At 35.9% G+C, this 20,315-nt stretch carries 16 protein-coding genes; 11 read left to right on the forward strand and 5 right to left on the reverse strand.

Annotated features, from left to right (window positions below; translation table 11 throughout):
* Window position 1: 1 nt before the first annotated feature.
* Together D8M05_RS12295 and D8M05_RS12300 are read left to right on the forward strand one after the other, a co-directional pair.
* Window positions 2-760: an SDR family NAD(P)-dependent oxidoreductase gene (locus D8M05_RS12295; RefSeq protein WP_121132211.1), complete on the forward strand. Its 759-nt coding sequence runs from the start codon at window positions 2-4 to the stop codon at window positions 758-760.
* Window positions 761-882: 122 nt separating this feature from the next.
* A complete protein-coding gene (locus D8M05_RS12300; protein WP_121132212.1) occupies window positions 883-1,602 on the forward strand; it encodes a FadR/GntR family transcriptional regulator in 720 nt (239 codons plus the stop codon).
* A gap of 69 nt (window positions 1,603-1,671) precedes the next feature.
* Here D8M05_RS12300 and D8M05_RS12305 read toward each other — a convergent pair whose 3' ends face one another.
* Together D8M05_RS12305 and D8M05_RS12310 are read right to left on the reverse strand one after the other, a co-directional pair.
* Window positions 1,672-3,132, reverse strand: coding sequence for a sodium/proline symporter (locus D8M05_RS12305; protein WP_379542988.1), 1,461 nt, complete (start codon window positions 3,130-3,132; stop codon window positions 1,672-1,674).
* A 37-nt stretch (window positions 3,133-3,169) separates the two neighbouring features.
* Complete coding sequence (locus D8M05_RS12310; protein WP_121132216.1) at window positions 3,170-4,132, reverse strand: ornithine cyclodeaminase family protein; 963 nt, start codon at window positions 4,130-4,132, stop codon at window positions 3,170-3,172.
* A 275-nt stretch (window positions 4,133-4,407) separates the two neighbouring features.
* Between D8M05_RS12310 and D8M05_RS12315 the strand changes: the two genes are divergently transcribed.
* On the forward strand, window positions 4,408-5,523 hold the full coding sequence (locus D8M05_RS12315) for an IS4 family transposase (RefSeq protein WP_121132218.1): 1,116 nt from the start codon (window positions 4,408-4,410) through the stop codon (window positions 5,521-5,523).
* Window positions 5,524-5,830: 307 nt separating this feature from the next.
* Here the strand turns inward: D8M05_RS12315 and D8M05_RS12320 are convergent, their stop codons facing one another.
* On the reverse strand, window positions 5,831-7,009 hold the full coding sequence (locus D8M05_RS12320) for a CdaR family transcriptional regulator (RefSeq protein ID WP_121132220.1): 1,179 nt from the start codon (window positions 7,007-7,009) through the stop codon (window positions 5,831-5,833).
* A 195-nt stretch (window positions 7,010-7,204) separates the two neighbouring features.
* Between D8M05_RS12320 and D8M05_RS12325 the strand changes: the two genes are divergently transcribed.
* The 4 genes from D8M05_RS12325 to D8M05_RS12340 all read left to right on the forward strand — a co-directional run bounded on the left by D8M05_RS12325 (window position 7,205) and on the right by D8M05_RS12340 (window position 12,849).
* On the forward strand, window positions 7,205-8,368 hold the full coding sequence (locus D8M05_RS12325; RefSeq protein WP_121132331.1) for an NAD(P)/FAD-dependent oxidoreductase: 1,164 nt from the start codon (window positions 7,205-7,207) through the stop codon (window positions 8,366-8,368).
* Between the two features lie 42 nt (window positions 8,369-8,410).
* Window positions 8,411-9,574: an aminotransferase class I/II-fold pyridoxal phosphate-dependent enzyme gene (locus tag D8M05_RS12330; RefSeq protein WP_121132222.1), complete on the forward strand. Its 1,164-nt coding sequence runs from the start codon at window positions 8,411-8,413 to the stop codon at window positions 9,572-9,574.
* A gap of 7 nt (window positions 9,575-9,581) precedes the next feature.
* On the forward strand, window positions 9,582-11,258 hold the full coding sequence (locus D8M05_RS12335) for a thiamine pyrophosphate-dependent enzyme (protein WP_121132224.1): 1,677 nt from the start codon (window positions 9,582-9,584) through the stop codon (window positions 11,256-11,258).
* Window positions 11,259-11,355: 97 nt separating this feature from the next.
* Window positions 11,356-12,849, forward strand: coding sequence for an aldehyde dehydrogenase family protein (locus tag D8M05_RS12340; protein ID WP_121132226.1), 1,494 nt, complete (start codon window positions 11,356-11,358; stop codon window positions 12,847-12,849).
* A gap of 174 nt (window positions 12,850-13,023) precedes the next feature.
* Here the strand turns inward: D8M05_RS12340 and rpsD are convergent, their stop codons facing one another.
* The gene (rpsD, locus tag D8M05_RS12345; RefSeq protein ID WP_121132228.1) at window positions 13,024-13,626 is read right to left on the reverse strand and encodes a 30S ribosomal protein S4; all 603 of its coding nucleotides are present in this window, start codon (window positions 13,624-13,626) and stop codon (window positions 13,024-13,026) included.
* 330 nt (window positions 13,627-13,956) lie between these two features.
* On the opposite strand from rpsD, the gene D8M05_RS12350 reads away from it, so the two are divergent.
* Window positions 13,957-15,759 (forward strand): sensor domain-containing diguanylate cyclase, encoded by a 1,803-nt coding sequence (locus tag D8M05_RS12350; RefSeq protein WP_121132230.1) that lies wholly within the window; start codon window positions 13,957-13,959, stop codon window positions 15,757-15,759.
* 37 nt (window positions 15,760-15,796) lie between these two features.
* Here the strand turns inward: D8M05_RS12350 and D8M05_RS12355 are convergent, their stop codons facing one another.
* Entirely contained in the window at window positions 15,797-16,276 is a 480-nt protein-coding gene (locus tag D8M05_RS12355) for a GAF domain-containing protein (RefSeq protein WP_121132232.1), read from the reverse strand.
* Window positions 16,277-16,418: 142 nt separating this feature from the next.
* Here D8M05_RS12355 and refZ point away from each other — a divergent pair, with 142 nt between their 5' ends.
* The 3 genes from refZ to D8M05_RS12370 all read left to right on the forward strand — a co-directional run bounded on the left by refZ (window position 16,419) and on the right by D8M05_RS12370 (window position 20,313).
* Complete coding sequence (refZ, locus tag D8M05_RS12360; protein WP_121132234.1) at window positions 16,419-17,054, forward strand: forespore capture DNA-binding protein RefZ; 636 nt, start codon at window positions 16,419-16,421, stop codon at window positions 17,052-17,054.
* A gap of 327 nt (window positions 17,055-17,381) precedes the next feature.
* On the forward strand, window positions 17,382-19,076 hold the full coding sequence (ezrA, locus tag D8M05_RS12365) for a septation ring formation regulator EzrA (protein WP_121132236.1): 1,695 nt from the start codon (window positions 17,382-17,384) through the stop codon (window positions 19,074-19,076).
* Between the two features lie 97 nt (window positions 19,077-19,173).
* Entirely contained in the window at window positions 19,174-20,313 is a 1,140-nt protein-coding gene (locus tag D8M05_RS12370; RefSeq protein ID WP_121132238.1) for a cysteine desulfurase family protein, read from the forward strand.
* Window positions 20,314-20,315: the final 2 nt, after the last annotated feature.

A 20,315-nucleotide genomic window follows, 5' to 3' on the forward strand; every position in this document is an offset into this window, starting at 1 on the left:
AATGTTTAAATTAGATAATAGAGTTGCAATTGTAACAGGAAGTGGATCACCAAAAGGAATTGGCCGTAATATCGCACTAACATTAGCAAAACAAGGTGCAGCAATTGTTGTTGCTGATATGAATGTAGAAGGTATTAAAGATACGGTACAAGCGATTGAAGAAGCTGGTGGAAAAGCGTTAGGAGTAGAATTAAACGTTACTAACAAAGAATCTGTTGATGCAATGATAGAGACAGTATTAGCTGAATTTGGTAGAATTGATATTCTAATAAATAATGCTGGAATCTCTCAAAAAGTGACTGTTGAAGATATGACACTAGAGGATATTACAAAAGTATTTAATGTAAATATGTTTGGTTTATTCCTTTGTACACAAGCAGTATTAAAGCCGATGAAAGAGCAAAAATTTGGTAGAATCGTTAGCCTTTCTTCTGTATCAGCTAAGAGAGGTGGAGGAGTTTTCGGTGGTGCACATTACTCTGCTTCTAAGGCAGCCGTATTAGGATTCTCTAAAAACTTAGCTCGTGAAGTTGCAACTGATGGAATTACAGTAAACTGTGTTGCACCAGGACTTGTCAATACAGAAATTTGGAAATCCCTTCCTGAAGATGACGCGAAGAAAGTAATTGATGGTATCCCAGTTGGTAGACCTGGTGAAACAGATGAAATTGCTTCAACAATTGCTTTCTTAGTGTCTGAAGAAGCTTCATATATTACAGGCGAAGATATTGATATTAATGGTGGTTCACACATGGATTAATAAGGTGTAAGATAAATACAGGCATACGATAACGTATGCCTGTATTTTTAAAATAATATATCTAGTTGCTCAAACGTAAAGTAAAATATATAATTTAATTATAATAACCTGATAGAAGAGATGTGGTTACAATAAAGTTTAATCCAGTTTCCAATAAGAAATTATATATACAGATTTATACGCAAATACTTGATGAGATTGAACGTGGGTCGTTTAAGATTGGGGATAAGCTACCAACGGAAAGAGAACTATGTGAGCAATTCGGAGTGAGTAGGGCTCCTGTCAGACAAGCGTTAAGTGCGCTTGAGTTGAATGGGTATATTTTTTCAAGACAAGGTGAAGGTGTATATGTTCAAAATAATAAATTGCAAGTAGAGAATAATGAAGCTGCAATTTTATTAGATTCTGTAGCACCAGAAGATATTGTTGAGGCTCGAATGCGTATTGAACCACTTATTGTACAATATGCAGCCGAAAGAGCAACGAAAGATGATGTTGAGTCATTGCAACGTATTATAAAAAAGATGGAAGAAGAAACAAAAGCTGGTGTGTATGTTCCTGAAACAGATGAGGAACTTCATAATCGAATTGCACAGTCCACCCATAACGATCTGTTTATTAGTATTATGTTAGCGATAAGCAATGCGATGAAACAACAAGAAATGTGGAAATTTTTAAGAGATCGGACAGTTACCAGGCCTGACTATCGAGAAATTAATTTCAAGGAGCATAAACTCCTTATCGAAGCCATTGTAGATCATGATGAAACAAAGGCAGTTGAACTAATGACCAATCACATGAACAACTTGTATGAGCGGTATTGGAAAAACTCCATGCTATAAGAATAAAAAACATCAAGTGAAGTTATAAAGACTTCACTTGATGTTTTTTACTATCCACGAAGGTCCTTGTTATATTGTATTTTTGACGGTATTATTCTCCTCTCTAGGCTTTTTATCAGGAATTAAAAGGCTGAAAGCGATTCCAAAAAATGCAGCAATAAAAAATGTTGTAAAACGAGATGTCATCATTTCTTCCAAAGGGGTACTAATCCATAGAATAGTAGAAATTAACCCTGATAATATAGTAGCAATGACACCTGCGCTAGAGTATCGTTTCCAGAAAAATGTCATCAATATAGCAGGAGAAAGAGTACAACCAACACCAGCCCATGCCCATCCTACTATAAGATAAACCAATGACTCTGAAACAAGAGCGATAACCATGCCAACAATTCCGAATAAGATGATGGATATCCGAGATAATAAAACAAGTTGTTTATCGGTTAGATTAATACCCAATGCTTTATGAATAATATCCTCCGTAACTGAGCTTGTAACAACGAGTAACTGAGAATTCGCTGTTGTAATGATTGCGGCTAATACACCAGCTAATAGTATTCCAGCAATCCATGGTGGCATTAGCTCAAGAATCATTGTTGGTAAAATTGTTTCTACATCAGTAAAGGAACCCTGACTATACATGGCAATTGCGGCAAGTCCGATTGTAAATGCACCACCATTCGCTAAGAAAGTCCAAATGATCGCAACAGTACTACCATGATTGGCTTCTTTTTCATTTTTTAGGGCCATAAAACGAGAACTAAGCTGTGGCTGCCCACCCAAAAAGCCAAAAAACCACGAAAAATTATTAAAGAATAGCACACCTAAAGCAAATCCTGTTAAACCACCAAACCAAGAGTCAAATGAATCTCCTGCGGTTAGAAGTGACTGTGTAATGGATAAATCATTTGTATTGATATAAATTAAAGCAACGATTGGTAGGCCAACTAAAGTAATGAGCATCATTACACTTTGAATCATATCTGTCCATGCAACCGAAATGAATCCACCTGTAAATGAAGTAAGAATGATTATAATTGTAGCTAAAATAACACCAGATATTACTGGCATTTCAAAGGTTGTTAATAATAACTTACCAGCACCAGCCATTTGGGCACCAACATAAAACATTAGGAACCCAGCTATTAAAAAACTGGTTAACCAGCGTATGATATTTGCCTTCTGTCCAAATAGAACTGCTAAGTATTCTGGTAGAGTTAATACTTTATATTTATCTGTCTCTCTCATGAATCTTTTTGCTAGAAATAACCAGGAAAAGATAATACCTGAAGCAATTCCAGCAGCTACCCAAATACCAGATAAACCAGTCATGAAAACGAACCCTGTATAACCTAGTAGTAACCAAGCAGATTCACCTGTTGCTCTTTCTGAGAAAGCCAATACCCAGCCAGGTACCTTTTTGCCACCTAATAAAAAATCAGACTGGGTTTTACTCCGCCTTCCAAAGTAATATCCAACTCCAATTACGATTACGCAATACAAAATAAACTCAATAAGGATAATATTCATCAACAACCTCCATTTTGATTTATTTTAGAATTGAAGATTAGATCAATTGTATACCAACTCCTTTTTCAATTGCCTTTTGATAAATAACATTCGCAACTACCGTATCGAATAGTGCCATGCCTGTTGATTTGAAAACGATGCTCTTGTCCGGTTTATGAGTGATTGTGGAAGAATGTACAATGTGAGTTGATATTTCATGAATGTTATTTTTACTTATCCAGTTATGATCCAATGGGGTTTTTAAATCACCAGATTCGTTGATTGCATCATGGGAATCGATAAATATGTGATCTGTTGTATCGTATAGTTCTCTAGGAAATTCTCTCATATTTGGTTGAAACGAACCAATGCCGATGATCAATTTACCTTGTAGTAAGGAAGCGTCATTTGGTAAGACTGGTGTGTGGGAAGTCGTAGTAGTGATAATAATTTCCGCATCTTGAATTGCCTCCACAACTGATTCTGTTTTATGAAGTGCAACAGGGTAATCAATCCACTCTTTAAATGAATCAATTAATGTATCTATCTTTTCATAGGTACGATTGTACAAAAAGATATCTGTAATCGGGTGGACTGTACAAGCTGCAATTGCTTGATATAAGCCTTGTACACCTGTGCCAATAATAGCTATTTTCCTAATGTTCGATTTTGCTAGATGGCGGATGGCTGATCCGCCGATTGCGCCCGTTCGTATTCCTGTTATAAAAGAACCATCTAGAATTGCCAATATTTCTCCAGTCTTGCTACTATTAAGGATTACTGAACCATGAAGTGTTGGATGCTTTTTATTATTTGGAAAGGATGTTACTAGCTTTGTCGCTATAGCACTCGTTGTCATACATGGCATGACAATCAATGTATTTTCATTGTTAGCAATTTGCATCCTTGTTGGCATTTGAAACTGTTTAGCGTCATATATTTTATATGCTGCGTCAATAGCATCGATTGTATCTTCCATAGTTATCGCTCTTCTAATATCGTACTCATTTAAATACAACATAAAAATCTCCTCCAAAGGCTGTGATTTAATGCGGATAATATATTCAGATAATTCTAATATCAATTATATTAATAGCGTACATAAATCTTAAAGTCTATAGTCAAATTGACCAAAAAAGTTATAGGTATTTTCTCACTAGCGTTGCATTAATTAAAACTCAATATTGAAAATACCCAAAAAATTCAATAATTTGCTGTTATGCAAAGAAAAAGTCCTTTATAATGGATATAGTTGGGTGGTAACCCGTCCAAATCCACTAATAAAGGACCAAACTCATGGACAAGATTACACGAAAAAATTCATTCAGACAATGGTTTTCACCAATTAACCTTCAATTAGTTGAAGAAAATGTGAAAATGATGAAATTAGATTACTATACGAAAAAATTAACGACAGAGTCATTCCTAGAATTACTACTTTTTGCGCAGCTACAAGAAGTTGAAAGTTTACATGCGCTAAGCGATTGCCTTTTTGATGACCAGCTTCAGAAGGAAATTGACCTTGATTCTATCAGTATTTCTCAGCTTTCACGCCGGTTAAATGGCATCAATCCAGATATATTTCAAAGGATATTCCTTGATTTAGTGACGCAAATTCATGAGAAAACACATTATTCCAAACTTGTGATGCCATTGAAAATCATTGATTCAAGCACGCTGCCACTTAACTTAACCAACCATAGGTGGGCTGAGTTCCGGAAAACAAAAGCTGGTGTAAAGCTACATCTTCGACTTGTATTTATGGAAAAAGGAATATCGTATCCTGAAAAAGGCGTTTTAACGAATGCGAAAGAACATGATCGCAATCAACTAGAAGTCATGGTTGATGACAAAGAATGCATGTATGTTTTTGACCGAGGCTACTTGGATTATGAGCGCTTCGATCGCATGACAGACGATGGTTACTTTTTCCTTACGAGGCTTCGAAAGAATGCCGTCATTCGGGTAGTTGACGACTTTAAACTACCAGTGGATTCAGCTGTGTTATCGGATCAAATGGTATTGATTGGCACGACCCAAAACCGTGCTGAGAATTATTTCCGCCTAATTAAAGTTGTAGATTCAAAAGGGAATGTACTCCAATTAATTACAAATCGCTTTGATTTGAGCGCGGAGGAAATCTCAGAGATGTACAAATCACGCTGGGCCATTGAATTATTTTTCAAGTGGATCAAACAACACCTGAACATTAAAAAGTTCTACGGTCAAAGTGAATCTGCGATTCACAATCAAGTGTTTATCGCACTTATTGTTTTCTGCTTAAATGTGCTCGCTCAAATCAATACAAAAAGCAAAAGAACTATCTTACAAATTAGCCGTTTTTTAAGGGCATCCTTGTGGAAACCAGCTTATATCTGGCTTCTAAAAATTGAAGGAAAAGGTGCTTCTTAATAAAGAAAACGTCGCTGGCACTTCAGTTTAATTGTATATTTTTAAAAATGGATGGAGCCACCTTTAGTTGGGTATTTAGTTTTTTGGCTCTCTTAGAAAAAATATTAAAACTGAAAATTGCAACAATATTTATGCAACGCTAGTGGTATTTTCTATATTCAATCATTCATTTTAATATTAATAAAGGCAGATATGATTAAACAGAGGAAAGAGCCTGATTAAATATATATTCAAAATGCACAAATAAATTTGTAAGCGCTTCCTAAAGCGGTATTAAATGAACCTAAGTAAGTTAATGGGTAAATTTTTATTGATGTATTCCGTTATGCTTTAGAATTAGATATAGCATTGTGCAGTGTTTGAAGTGTTTTGTATTTAGCGATGTAATATCCTCTATTTTTTGTAAACGATAGATAAGCGTATTGCGATGGATGAATAATTCTTTCGCGGCTTTACTTATATTCAAATCTGCCTCACAATAGCCAATAAATGTTTTAGCTAATTCAGTAAAATTTTCATTTTCGATGAAGGCCTTTAGAAAGAATGTAAGTTTGTTGAGAAATGCTGAATTGATTTGTGCAGGCAGTAATTCCAATAATATATTTGAATCATGGAAACTATATATTTTAGGTGAGATATTTGCTTTCTTACCGCATTCAATTAAACCCACGGCTTCTTGAAAAGACTGATTAATTTTTTCAATTGTTGGTTGCAAATTACCTATTGCAATAGAAGCTTTTAAAATATGGTAGGAACGAAACATTTTTAGTAGTTCATTGCTTTGTTTTCTAAACTGTTTAAGTGCCAATTCATATTCTTCTTCATCCTTTACCGACTTTAATAGTATGATTTTTTCTGAGTTTAAAAAGGTACAAAGAAAATCGGCTTTACAATCGAATGCAGTACTTACACATTGTACTAGTTGTTGTTTAACTGAATCAATTTGAATGCTGTTGTCAGTATTTAATAAAGCTTCCTCAATATCAATTACGATACAGAAACGCTTTGCCTCATATTGAATCTCAAACATTTTGGATTGGCGTTCTATTTTTTCTCTATTAAGGGTATCATTTAATAAAATGTATTGTGCAAATGCCTCAAGTGTTTTCAATCGTAAATCTTCTGTTTGCCAACTGATTATTTCTTGCCACGTCATTTCAACATGTTTTTTTATTAGGTAAGCATATGGTTTTACTTGATCTGGAGGACCAATGATACCAAGGACGCCGATAGGCTTGTTATTGAATACCAATGGGGCAGCAACGCCTGGTAAAACATTCTCCATGTTTATGATTTTGATTTCATCAAAATAGATAAATGCATTTTGATCTAATACTTCTTTAGAAGGAGTGTGTAATGTTCCTATTCGGTTAGGGATTGTTGATCCAATTATGTAACCATCCTCGTCACTTAAACTAATTGGAAATGGTACGATATTAGATACGGCATCGACCACCTTTTGTGCAAATTGCACTAAATCATTCATTCTTATTCCCTCCTAATAATTGCAGGCAATATGATATAATTCCTACTCAATTATAAATCTGATTATTATAACAATACAATATATTTAGTTATATTGTCCATAGCATTTGAATGATGTCCACGTTATAACTAAAGATAAGGTAAACTACCCTTGGTAATGATTAAAATGTATGTTTGGAGAGGGTGTGTTTTTTTGTTGAAAAATACAGATATAATTATTGTTGGTGGTGGTGTAATCGGTTCTAGTATTGCATATAATCTAATGCAGGATGGTTATGAAGGAGAAATTACCATCTTTGAAAAGGATAGAACCTATGAATTTGCCTCAACACCAAGAAGTGCAGGTGGGATTAGACAGTTATTTACAACGGCAATTAACGTGCAAATAAGCAGGTATAGCTTACAAAAATATTTAACATTTCCAGAGGATATGGCAGTTGGTACGGAGAAAGCTGAAATTGACTTTAAACAACGGGGTTACCTTTTCCTTGCAAAGAGAGGAAAATTAGAACAATTAAAGAATCAACATAAAGTTCAAGTCAAATGCGGGGCTGCTTCAGAATTATTATCTACAGAAGAATTGTTACACATTATTCCCGAATTGAATACTCATGATCTCCAAGGGGGTCTTTATTGCGGGGAAGATGGCTACCTTGATCCATACTCAGTTATGCAGGGATATGTACGTAAAGCTAAACAATTAGGGACTAATTATATTTATGAAGAAGTAGAGCAAATTCTTAATGAACGGGGAAGTGTCACCGGTGTCCAACTAAGAAATGGTGAAATTTATAAAGCAAAGATTGTTATCAATAGTGCAGGTCCTTGGGCTCCAATACTTAGTGAAAAATCGGGATTCCCAATTCCTGTTGTTCCATTGAAACGGCAAATTATTCAATTCGATATAGCCAAACCATTAGTAAAAGAATTACCATTAACCGTTGATCCTACAGGGGTATATTTTCGTCATGAAGGAAAATCGCTTATTGTTGGATTTTCTGAAAAAGTAAACCCTGGGATAGATTTTAAATGGACGAGAGACTTTTTCACTGAACAAATGTGGCCTATATTAAGTAATCGGATTCAAAATTTTCAAGAAGCAAAAATTGTTAGTGGTTGGGCTGGAATATATAGTTTTAACACGAAAGATCAAAATGCAATTATTGGAAAGCACCCAGAATTAACAGGGTACTATTTAGCGGTTGGTTTCAGTGGTCACGGAATGCAACAAGCCCCTGCAGTTGGTAAAGGAATATCTGAGCTAATAGGAAAAGGTCGTTATGAAACATTGGATTTAACACCATTAAACTTTGAGCGTTTTTCTACGAATAATTTAATTGTTGAAGAGGCTATTGTTTAGCCTGTTATGAAAATACTTTTTACAAAAGGGTGAGTAATACCAATGTATGCTTCGAATAAAGTGAAGAACATGCCAGAATATGTGTTTTCTGCATTTCAGAAAAAGAAAAAGGAACTACAAGAAAAAGGGGTTGATGTAATTGATTTAGGGATTGGTGCACCGGACTTACCAACACCTAGCTTTATCTACAATTCGTTGGTTGAAGAAGCAAAGGATCCCCAAAATCACCGCTATTCAAATTACAATGGGAGTGATGAATTTCGACAAGCAGTAGCGGAATTTTATAAAAATCATTTCAATGTAGATTTGGATCCGGAAAAAGAAATTTTAACATTAATTGGTTCCAAAGAAGGGATTGTACACTTAATTCAGGCCGTCATAAATGAAGGAGATAAGGTGCTTATCCCGAATCCTGGGTATCCAACATACAAGATGGGAGTCCATTTGGCTGGCGGTGAGAGTGTAAATCTACCATTGGATGACAATGATTTTGTTCCACGATTTGATATGCTTTCAGAAGAGGATAAGGATAATGCCAAGTTAATGTTTCTAAATTATCCTAGTAATCCGACCACAGCGACAGTTGAAATAGATACCTTTATGGAAGCAGTATCGTTTGCAGGGGAAAATAATATAATTTTTGCACATGACTCTGCCTACAATCTCGTAACATTTGATAAGTATAAATCTCCAAGTGCTTTACAAGTGCCAAATGCAAAAGAATGTACCGTTGAATTTGGTTCACTTTCCAAAAGTTTTAATATGACGGGTTGGCGGATTGGTTATATTGCTGGAAATGAGCAAGTAATAAAAGCTTTAGCAACGTTAAAAAGTAATCTTGATACTAGTCAATTTCTTCCGATACAGAAAGCTGCAGCAACTGCTCTTCGAAGCGACTTTTCCAGCGTAGAGGAGAATAATTCGATTTTTAAATCGAGAATGGAGAAACTACATCAAGCGCTAAATAAGTTAGGGATTTATTCTGAAAAACCAAGAGGAACGATTTTTTTATGGGCGAGGGTTCCAAAGGGGTATACCTCTCTTTCCTTCGCTAACAAGTTATTGGATGAAGCTGGAATTATTGTGACCCCTGGAACAGCATTTGGTTCTCGAGGTGAAGGATATTTTCGTATTTCCTTGTCTGTAACAGAAGAGCGATTGGATGAGGTCATTCATAGACTTACTCTCTTGAATATAGTGAGGTGATTTCTTAATGAATATTGAAGAAAATATTGTTGGTCGAGAGCGCAATTTGACTGCTGCTCAGGGAATTGTAGAATGCATCAGAAGAGAAAATATTAAAAAAGTATTTTGTGTTCCAGGGGAAAGTTTTTTACCAGTATTGGATGCTTTATATGATGAAGATGATATTGATGTAATTTCTGCTAGGCATGAAGGTGGAGCTTCTTTTATGGCAGAAGGATATGCAAAAGCTTCATTAAAGCCTGGAGTGGTCTTAGCGACAAGAGCAGTGGGGGGGAGTAATTTAGCTATTGGTGTTCATACAGCATTTCAGGACTCAACACCAATGGTTGTTTTACTAGGCCAAGTAAGTCAGGAATTCAGGGGTAGGGAAGGATTTCAGGAAGCAGATTTAGACAGATACTTTCAACATATTGCTAAATGGACCGTCGAGATAAGAGACTCAAAACGTATTCCTGAAATTGTCGGACGTGCGTTTCGAGTTGCCAGGACGGGGAGACCTGGACCAGTTGTCATCTCACTACCAGAAGATATTTTGGCCGATGAAGCAGAAATGCAGTTTGGGCCTCCAATAATTATACCAAGACCATCCCCGTCTCAATTCGAAGTGAAAAATGTTGAAGCAAATCTTTCACATGCAAAAAAGCCACTCATTATTGCTGGTGGAGGAGTGAAAAGTGCACAAGCGGAGGATCGATTGGTTACGTTTGCGGAGAAGTTCCAACTACCAGTCATTGCTGCATTTCGTCGCCATGATGTTTTCCCGAATGATCATCCATTATATGTTGGGCATCTTGGGCTTGGTACAGAAAAAGAAGTATTACAAACGGTGAAGGAATCGGATCTTATTTTAGCCTTAGGAACAAGGCTCTCTGAAGTGACAACACAAGACTACTCGATTATAACACCTGATAAAAGGCTGATTCATATCGATATCGACTTTGATACCATTGGAAAAGTCTTTGCACCACATGTTGGTATTGTTGCTGATGTCAAGGAGGCACTTGCTTTACTTAATAGTATGACAGTAGATGTCGATTGGCATACTTGGAGAGCGGAAAGACGGAAACGATATGAAAAAGTTGCTAGTTTAAGTATTTCAGAGAATGATAGTATTAACAAACAAATTATTGCAATATTGGAGAGGGAATTACCAAGTGATGCAATATTGACGAATGATGCAGGGAATTTTGCTGGATGGCTACATGCCTTCTATCCGTTCCGTGAGAAGCATACATATATAGGACCAACATCTGGTGCAATGGGATATGGTATGCCTGCAGCATTAGGAGCAAAGCTTGCTTATCCAGAAAGACATGTTGTTTCTTTATCAGGTGATGGGGGATTTATGATGACGGCACAGGAAATTGAGACTGCTGTACGCTATAATATTCCAATCATCAGCATTGTTTTTAACAATAATATGTATGGTACGATTCGGATGCATCAAGAAATGCATTATCCAGAAAAGGTAATTGCAACAGAGTTAGGCCAAGTATCTTATAAAAATTTAGCGCTTGGGATGGGTGCTGTAGCATATCAAGTTGATTCGGCGGAATTATTTGAAAATGTATTTGACGAAGCGTTAAAGAAGAATAAGGTAACTGTAATTGAAGTGATAACAGGGAAGGAACAAATCTCTGTCTCATCAACTATTACTTCAATTCGCGAAAAGCATTCGAAATAATTGTTAGGGTCAGCATGTTTGTTTTATTGATATGGGATTGATATAAACTATGAAGAAATAAAATAAGAATATGCTAGATTTGGAGGAGGAAGTTCGGATGACTGCTTTATTAGATGTGAGAAAACTAGCAAACTTTATTAACGGCGAGTGGGTAGAAGTGAATAAATCTACTGAGGTGATTAATCCAGCAACTGGTGAGGAAATCGTTCAAGTTCCTTTATCAGATTCAAGTAGTGTAGACGCGGCAGTTGCTGCGGCGAAGGATGCGCAGAAGGAGTGGGCGTTAGTACCAGCCCCTCAACGAGCAGAAGTACTCTATCAGGTTGGTTACCTACTAAAAGAAAACAAAGAGAGGTTATCGAAATTATTAACGATGGAAAATGGGAAAGTACTTGAGGAAGCTCGTGGAGAAGTACAAGAAGGCATCGATATGGCCTTCTATATGGCCGGAGAAGGCCGTCGTCTTTTTGGCCAAACGACTCCAGCTGAATTAAAGGACAAATTTGCGATGAGTCAGCGTGTTCCTGTTGGTGTGGTAGGATTAATCACGCCATGGAATTTCCCTATTGCGATTGCAACATGGAAGTCATTTCCTGCAATCGTTGCTGGGAATGCCGTCGTCTGGAAACCAGCTACTGAAACACCAATCATGGCGTTTGAGCTGGCAAAAATATTTGAAGAAGCAGGTCTACCTAAAGGCGTTGTCAATGTTGTATTTGGATCAGGTTCGGCAGTAGGAAATGCGATGGTTCACCATAAAGATATCAGCGTGATTTCATTTACTGGTTCAAATGAAACAGGAAGAAATATCGCAACAGAATGTGGAAAGCAATTAAAGAAAGTATCTTTAGAAATGGGCGGAAAGAATGCTGTTATCGTAATGGATGATGCAGATATTGATTTAGCTGTTGAGGGGATTTTATGGAGTGCATTTGGCACAAGTGGACAACGATGTACGGCGTGCTCACGTGTGATTGTACATGAAGCGGTGAAAGGTAAATTAGAAGAGAAAATGCTAGAAGCGATGGAAAAATTATCAATTGGAAATGGACTTGACGAATCCAATAAAGTCGGACCGATTATCAATCAATCTGGACTAGAAAAAATAAAAGACTATATTGAAATTGGGAAAAATGAAGGAGCAAAATTGCTTGCCGGTGGGTATGAATTAGTAGATGGTGAACAAAAACAAGGAAACTATTTTGCACCCACATTATTTACAGATGCAACTGCAGATATGCGGATTGCTCAGGAAGAAATTTTTGGTCCTGTTGTTTCGTTAATTCCAGTTAAGAGTTTTGAAGAAGCGATTAAGGTGAATAATGGAGTAGAGTTTGGACTTTCTAGCTCTATCTTCACTAATGATGCAAACCGCGTATTCAAAGCGCAACGTGATTTAGATACAGGAATTGTATATGTCAATGCAGGAACGACAGGTGCAGAAATTCATTTGCCTTTCGGTGGAACAAAGGGAACAGGGAATGGACACCGTGATTCTGGAGTGCAAGCTTTAGATGTGTTCACAGAGTGGAAGGCAGTTTATATTGATTACAGTGGAAAACTACAACGTGCACAAATTGATGTTGAGTAATTAAAAAGGCTACAACAGTTGGCGAGGTATTAAAAAAAGTTGCCCGCTTGTCTCAATACAATGTGTTTCTTTATATAATTCCACAAAGCATAAACAATAAAAAGAGTCCCAAAACCTTAATATATCTCAAGGGTTTGGGACTCTTTAGTCGTTGCATTCTAGACTGAAATGTTATTAACGAGAGTAGAACTCTACGATAAGTGATTCATTAATTTCAGCTGGAAGTTCTGAACGCTCAGGTAAACGAGAGAAAGTACCTTCCAATTTGTCAGCATCAAAAGTTAAATATTCAGGTACGAAATTGTTAACTTCGATAGCTTCTTTAATGATATCAAGATTTCTTGATTTTTCACGAACGCTAACTACTTGACCTGGGCTAACAGAATATGATGGAATATCAACGCGACTTCCGTCAACAGTAATATGACCATGGTTTACCAATTGGCGAGCTTGTCTACGAGTACGAGCAAGTCCTAAACGGTAAACGATGTTATCAAGGCGAGAATCAAGTAAAACCATGAAGTTTTCACCATGAATACCTTTCATTTTACCTGCTTTATTGAATAGGTTGCGGAATTGACGTTCATTCAATCCATACATGAAGCGTAATTTTTGCTTCTCTTGCATTTGCATGCCATATTCAGACATTTTTTTGCGTTGGTTCGGTCCATGTTGACCAGGAGCGTAAGGGCGTTTATCTAATTCCTTACCAGTTCCAGTTAATGAAATGCCAAGACGACGTGATTTCTTCCATACTGATCCAGTATAACGTGACATAGGACATTTCCTCCTTTGTGTTTTATTTGCATAAAATAAAACGAGCGTGATTCAGTCGCATGCTCATTTTGTTTTCATGTACCATCGCTCTGGCAGCAGAGAGTTACACGATACACCTCGGTGACGAACATTTTCGTCACATCAAAGGAACAAAATGAAAACAAACGCAGTTTCACTTAGGCTACCAATTATTTTACACAAAGACTAGTATATAATTTATCATGTAAGTTGTCAATAAAAAATCTTGTTATAGGAAAATGGAATCATTTGCAGTATAATTAATAGATAGTAAAAAAATAACATGAAATGTAGTAAATAGGGTGATCATATATGGAAAAACTCACGGTTAATCTACAAACGATTTACTTCAATTTGTTTTCTGAATTTTTAAGTGATTCACTGAAAAGAGAAGATTTGCTAGCGAAATTAGTTGATCAAATACATATCATTCTGGACATCTCTTATGTTGCACTTTATCGACTTAATTTAGAAAACCAAAACTATCACTTATTGGCGGAAGCTTCCGTTCTTCCTAGCCAGTCAACTGAAAAAACAATACCATATAATGCAATACATCGTACAGAGGAAATTCTCTCAAACTATTTATCGCCCGGTTTGAATAGCCTTTATTTTGGGGAAACATTATTAATTATTAGTAATAATGACGATTTCAACAATGAAATACATATTATTATAGAAGAAACAGACAAATTACTTACACTAATTGACAAAGTGGATAAATTGAAGAACAGTGAACACAATCATCGGACTTTATATCATTTAAGTACAAGGCTATTTTCTGAAAACGAAAAGGAGAAAGTTTTTATTCAAATCGTTGATGCACTTGAAATGCTTTATCCGAACGCCTCCTATTATTTATTGTTGGCACAGGACAACGAAATGATAAACACTACTTTACCGATAAAATCCTTTGAAATTAATGATGATATCACCAAAAGTATGTCCACGAAGGCATTTATGACCGGTGAATTTCAGATGGAGGACTGTCTAGAGGAGAATAATACGTATTTATATGCACCTTTAAGTGGCAAACAAGGAATATATGGTGTTCTGCAAATGATTATACCATTAAATAATTCTAATTCATTGCAACAAATCGAATTTATTAAGCAGTTTTCAAGATTGGCTGGCATTGCTATTGAAAGAGCAAGCCTGTATGAAAATTCGAAGCATCAAGTATCCTCGTTATCATTGATAAACGAGTTCTCAAGACAATTAAATGCAAAACTCGAATTACCAGAGATTACCAAGCTTTTAAAGAAGGAAATTATGGACATCTGTCAGCCAACAGAAATAGGCTTTGTCTATTTCGATGAGTATAAGCTTGCCGAATTGGAAATCCAATCAGAAAGTACAGCGTATTTTAAAACATTAGAAGGAAAGAAATTTGTTCAGCAACTTTTTGAAAAGACCTTGATTGAATCTGAATCTATTTTTAGCGGGAAGTTTGACAAGAGTATACAGTCATCTTATCAATCGATTATGGCTATACCAATGAACTATTCTGGTTATAGGCATGGTCTTACTGTAATTCTACATAAGGATATGTATTATTTTACATTTGAACTATTTAAATTAATGGAAGCTTTTATCCAACATGCGACACTTGCAATGATGAATGCGCACTTGAAGGCAAAATTACATAAAACCGTTATTACGGATTATTTGACAGGTCTTTATTCGAGAAATTATTTTGAAGAAGTAATTAATAAAGACATGGAGCAGGGAGAAAAGGGAGTGTTATTATTATTTGATATTGATAACTTTAAAAAGGTAAATGATAAGTATGGTCACCACACTGGGGATCAAGTAATAAAACAAGTTGCAAATGTCATGCGCTCCTTCAGCCGGGAAAAAGATATTCCTGCTAGATGGGGAGGGGAGGAATTGGCAATATACTTACCAGCCATTTCTATACAAGATGGTATGAAAATAGCTGAATTTGTAAGAAAGCAGGTTGGCGAGGTAACTGACCCTCACGTAACGGTGTCTTGTGGGGTATCTTCTTGGGATAAAAAGGAGAATGACTCCATTGTTAACCTTTTTCTACGTTCCGATAAAGCACTCTATAAGGCAAAACAATCTGGGAAAAATCAAATAATAAAAAACTAGCAGTATGATATACTGCTAGTTTTTTTTATCCTGGTTATTACAGGAAATTCTCTAATGAACGCACAAATTCCTCAAGATATTTCTGATCTATTTCATCAAAACGGTTCTTGCTCGGACTGTCAATATCGAGTACACCGTAGACTTGATTGTTGATAATAATAGGTACGACGATTTCCGATTTACTGGCACTATCACAGGCAATATGGCCAGGGAAAGCATTAACATCACTAACCCTTTGTGTCTTTCTTTCTTTTATAGCTGTACCGCATACACCTTTTCCGTATTGGATATGTACGCATGCTGGTAACCCTTGAAATGGTCCAAGTAATAATTCGTCTTCCTTCCATAGATAGAACCCAACCCAATTCACATCATCTAGAAATTGATTGAGTAAAGCAGATGCGTTAGACAATATTGCGATGGCATCTTTTTCATCCTCACTTAGTGCTACAAGCTGTTTAATCAACAACTCGTAATCTTTTGTCTTATCACCAGAATATAATTTAGTTTCAAACATTGATTGTTTTCCCTTCTGTATTAAATTTGCTTTTATGCCTCGCTCGAACGATTCACGTTTCGACAAGGCATACGTTATTTGTCGAGCGAAAAAGGCAGGATAAATCATTTCGATGTCGTATTTATGAAATAAGGAGTTGATTATGGTGAAAAATAACCCATCAAAGGAAAAAGTGATAAAGGCCGCTTCTTCATTATTTTTTCAAAAAGGCTTTAATGGGACCTCGGTACGTGATATTGCAAATAAGGCATCGGTAAATATTTCGGCTATTAATTACTATTTTAATAGTAAACAGGGACTATTGGAATATGCTGTTACGAATTATTATGAAAATTATTTATCATCCATTGAAGATACAATCAAACAATCCGAAACGTTAACTCCACTTGAAAAATTACATGCATTAATTTTAGCAATTATACATTATAAACAATCAAATTATCAATTGTCTTGTTTTATCCAACGTGAACTTTCATTAGATTCAGTCTTTGTGCGTGAAATTACTGTTACCTACCTGGCGAAGGAAAACTTCTATCTTAAGAAGTTCTTTTTTGATGCACTTGAAGGGCGTGTTCGAAGTGATACAAAGCATTATTTACTGATGCAATTAAAAGGAATGCTTATAACACCATATATTTTACATAAGGAATGGAAGGATCAAGTGATTGGGGATTATTCCCATCGACTTTTCGTAAAGAATTATACAAAAATCATTCAAGATTGGATTCAATTAATTAATCAAAATGGCATTGGAACAGAAAATAAAGTTGCTTATTAACATCTTGATGACGAATTATGAATTTATTTGTATAATTTTAGCCATAAGTGGGGAATCCGTGGTATCATATATGTATAATTTTAAAAAATACATATATAAGAAAAGTGCATGTGTCTTTAGCGATATACTTCCAGGCCTTTAGTCGTATGAAATCTTAGGGAGTCGATGCTCACCTTAACGTATCATGAGGTGAGGGAAGTCTCGTTAAGCTTCCGTGCTAGAGAAAGACATCGTAGCACAAAATATCTTTTGAAAAAAACTTGCTAAAAATTAAGTGAAAATATAATGACACACCCTCTTTTTTGGAATTTGGTTGGGAGGCTTTTTATGGAGTACATCATAGGAATCATTCTACTTGTTATCGTATTATTAGTTATTGGTTTAATTTTAAGAAAACGAATTTATGACATTGTGGACAAACACGAAAACTGGAAATTGGATATTATGGGAAGAGATATTGCATCCCAATTAAGCCGGATTAAAGGTTTAAATCTTTCCGGAGAAACACAGGAACGTTTTGAGGCGTGGAAAGAACGCTGGGAATCAATCATTACAAAAGAGTTACCAGACATAGAGGAACATTTATTTGATGCTGAGGAATCTGCAGACAGATTTCGTATAAAGAAAGCAAAACAAATTTTAAAAGATGCTGAGAATATCTTACAATCCATTGAACAAGATATTGAGCAGCTATTGAATGGTCTAGAAGAGCTGTTAGAATCGGAAGAAACAAGTCGGAAAGAGGTTGAAGAACTAGAACCGACCATTAAGTTACTACGTAAGACGCTATCGCAAAATCGTTATCAATATGGAAAAGCGGAATTACACTTCGAAGTGGAGATAGACAGTTTGGAAGAGGCGTTTGGTAAATACCACGAACTTGTAGATTCGGGTAATTATTTAGAAGCAAAAGACTTAGTAATTGAGATCAGAACGAGGGAAGAAGAATTAGAAGAGCAAATCGAAAAATTTCCAGCAATTTATAAAAACTGTAAACATGAATTGCCTGCACAATTAGATAATCTTTCTGTAGGTATTAAAGAAATGAAAGAAGAAGGCTATCGCGTTAATCACCTTGCATTTGAGAAAGAAATCCAAGCCTACCAGGCTAAATTAAGCAATCTCATGCAATCTCTTGAGAAGGGTGATTTAGAAGAACCGGAAAGAATGTTAAATGAAATTGAGGAACGGATCTCAGAGATGTATCAATTATTAGAAAAAGAGGCCATTGCGAAGAGCTATTTGGAAACAAAAATGCCAGGCTTTCAAGAAACGGTTTATTACCTAAGTGATAAATTCGATGTTACAAAGAGTGAAGTAGAAGAATTGAAAAAGGCATATTTTCTTGAAGACAGTGATATGGAGAAGTATCTATCACTTGGGAAGGGAATTAATGCTTTACGGGAACAATTGGAAGAAACAAGTGCAGGTATGAATGATACGGAAATTGGTCACACCGAATTACGTGACCGATTGGATAGCGGACTTGAAAAAATTGAGCATCTAGAAGTGGCACTTGAAGAATTTAAAGAAGGGGTCCGCACCCTTCGTAAAGATGAATTAGAAGCACGTGATAGGCTTGATGATATGAGAAAACAATTATATAATCTAAACAGAAAGCTAAAGAAGAGCAATATACCTGGTGTGCCATCTTTTATTTGGAACAGTATAGAAGATACAACAAATAAAAACAGCAAGGTAATCGATGCCTTAGGTAAGAAACCACTGGATATGAATTTTGTTCAACAAGCTTTAACGGAAGCAAAATTTGCTTTAGATCAAACAATGGAACAAACCAATGTCATGCTTGATCAAGCATTTTTAACGGAGCGAGTTATTCAATATGCGAACAGATATCGAAGCAATCATCCGATCCTTGCCGCAAAATTGTTAGAATCGGAACGCCTCTTTCGTTCATACGAATATGAATTGGCGCTTGAAACAGCAGCTAAAGCGATAGAAGAAGTGGAACCTGGAGCATTAAAGCATATCGAGGAAACTGGGGAATTAATATATAATTGAGGATAGGGCTGTCGTTAAGAAATGGATTAGATGATTCCTTCTTAATGTTCAGCCCTCCATTTTGTATTGGTACAAACGATCAGTAAGGAGTTTTATAATGATATACCTAGATAATAGTGCAACAACACAACCAGATCCTTCTGTACTTGAAAGCTTTCAGCAAGTATCGGAACAGTTTTATGCAAACCCCTCATCCATCCACCAGTTCGGAGGAACAGCAGAGAAACTTTTAAAAACAGCAAAAATACAAGCTGCTGATATTTTACAAGTTGCCCCCCGTGAGATAGTGTTTACATCTGGAGGAACAGAAGGAAATAATATTGCAATTAAAGGGATTGCGCTTGAGCATCAAAGTAGAGGGAAGCATATAATTACAACTGAAATTGAACATCCATCTGTATATGAAACATGTAAGGGATTAGAAAAATTAGGTTTTGAAGTTACTTATTTACCTGTCAATCAGCAAGGTGTCATTTCAATAGAAGATTTAAGGAATGCTATTCGTGAAGATACGATTTTAATTAGTATTATGCATGTGAACAATGAGCTGGGTTCCATTCAACCAATACAGGAAATTGGCGAAATTGCTAAACAACACCCGAAATTATTCTTCCATGTAGATGATGTGCAGGGTCTAGGTAAAGTGCCTTTAAAGCTTGACGGAAGTGGTATTGATTTATGTTCTTTCTCAGCACATAAAATTCACGGTTTAAAGGGTACAGGTATGCTATATGTTAACAAACATACAACCTTATTCCCATTATTTCATGGTGGTAATCAAGAGCATGCGATCAGGTCTGGTACCGAAAATTTAGCTGGTATTGTTGCAATGGTAAAAGCACTTCGTTTAATTGTAGAGCGGGAGAAAAAAGAAGTAGGCAGGCTTTATGAACTGCAAGCTTATCTCGTAAAGGAGCTCAAAGAAGTAGACGGTGTTTTCATTAATACGTCTAAGAACGCTGCACCACATATTGTAAATATTTCAGTGCCAGGTATCAAACCAGAGGTTATGATTCATATGCTTGGTGAGCAGAATATATTTATCTCAACGAAATCAGCATGTTCATCCAAATTAAAAGATGAAAGCAAAGTTTTAGCGGAATGCGGATTTTCATTAGAGAGATCGACAAGTGCACTTCGTATTAGTTTATCGTATGATAATACGATGGATGAAATAAAAGTTTTTCTGGAAGCTATAAAGAAAGCAATCAAACAATTTAAAGAAGCAATGGAGTAGAT

It is taken from the genome of Oceanobacillus bengalensis (assembly GCF_003628445.1).
Lineage (GTDB): Bacteria > Bacillota > Bacilli > Bacillales > Amphibacillaceae > Oceanobacillus > Oceanobacillus bengalensis.

Coding starts and splice junctions, on each gene's coding strand:
- D8M05_RS12295 (WP_121132211.1), top strand. CDS start 2: ATGTTTAAATTAGATAATAGAGTTGCAATTGTAACAGGAAGTGGATCA.
- D8M05_RS12305 (WP_379542988.1), bottom strand. CDS start 3,132: ATGAATATTATCCTTATTGAGTTTATTTTGTATTGCGTAATCGTAATT.
- D8M05_RS12310 (WP_121132216.1), bottom strand. CDS start 4,132: ATGTTGTATTTAAATGAGTACGATATTAGAAGAGCGATAACTATGGAA.
- D8M05_RS12315 (WP_121132218.1), top strand. CDS start 4,408: ATGGACAAGATTACACGAAAAAATTCATTCAGACAATGGTTTTCACCA.
- D8M05_RS12320 (WP_121132220.1), bottom strand. CDS start 7,009: ATGAATGATTTAGTGCAATTTGCACAAAAGGTGGTCGATGCCGTATCT.
- D8M05_RS12330 (WP_121132222.1), top strand. CDS start 8,411: ATGTATGCTTCGAATAAAGTGAAGAACATGCCAGAATATGTGTTTTCT.
- D8M05_RS12335 (WP_121132224.1), top strand. CDS start 9,582: ATGAATATTGAAGAAAATATTGTTGGTCGAGAGCGCAATTTGACTGCT.
- D8M05_RS12340 (WP_121132226.1), top strand. CDS start 11,356: ATGACTGCTTTATTAGATGTGAGAAAACTAGCAAACTTTATTAACGGC.
- rpsD (WP_121132228.1), bottom strand. CDS start 13,626: ATGTCACGTTATACTGGATCAGTATGGAAGAAATCACGTCGTCTTGGC.
- D8M05_RS12350 (WP_121132230.1), top strand. CDS start 13,957: ATGGAAAAACTCACGGTTAATCTACAAACGATTTACTTCAATTTGTTT.
- D8M05_RS12355 (WP_121132232.1), bottom strand. CDS start 16,276: ATGTTTGAAACTAAATTATATTCTGGTGATAAGACAAAAGATTACGAG.
- refZ (WP_121132234.1), top strand. CDS start 16,419: ATGGTGAAAAATAACCCATCAAAGGAAAAAGTGATAAAGGCCGCTTCT.
- ezrA (WP_121132236.1), top strand. CDS start 17,382: ATGGAGTACATCATAGGAATCATTCTACTTGTTATCGTATTATTAGTT.
- D8M05_RS12370 (WP_121132238.1), top strand. CDS start 19,174: ATGATATACCTAGATAATAGTGCAACAACACAACCAGATCCTTCTGTA.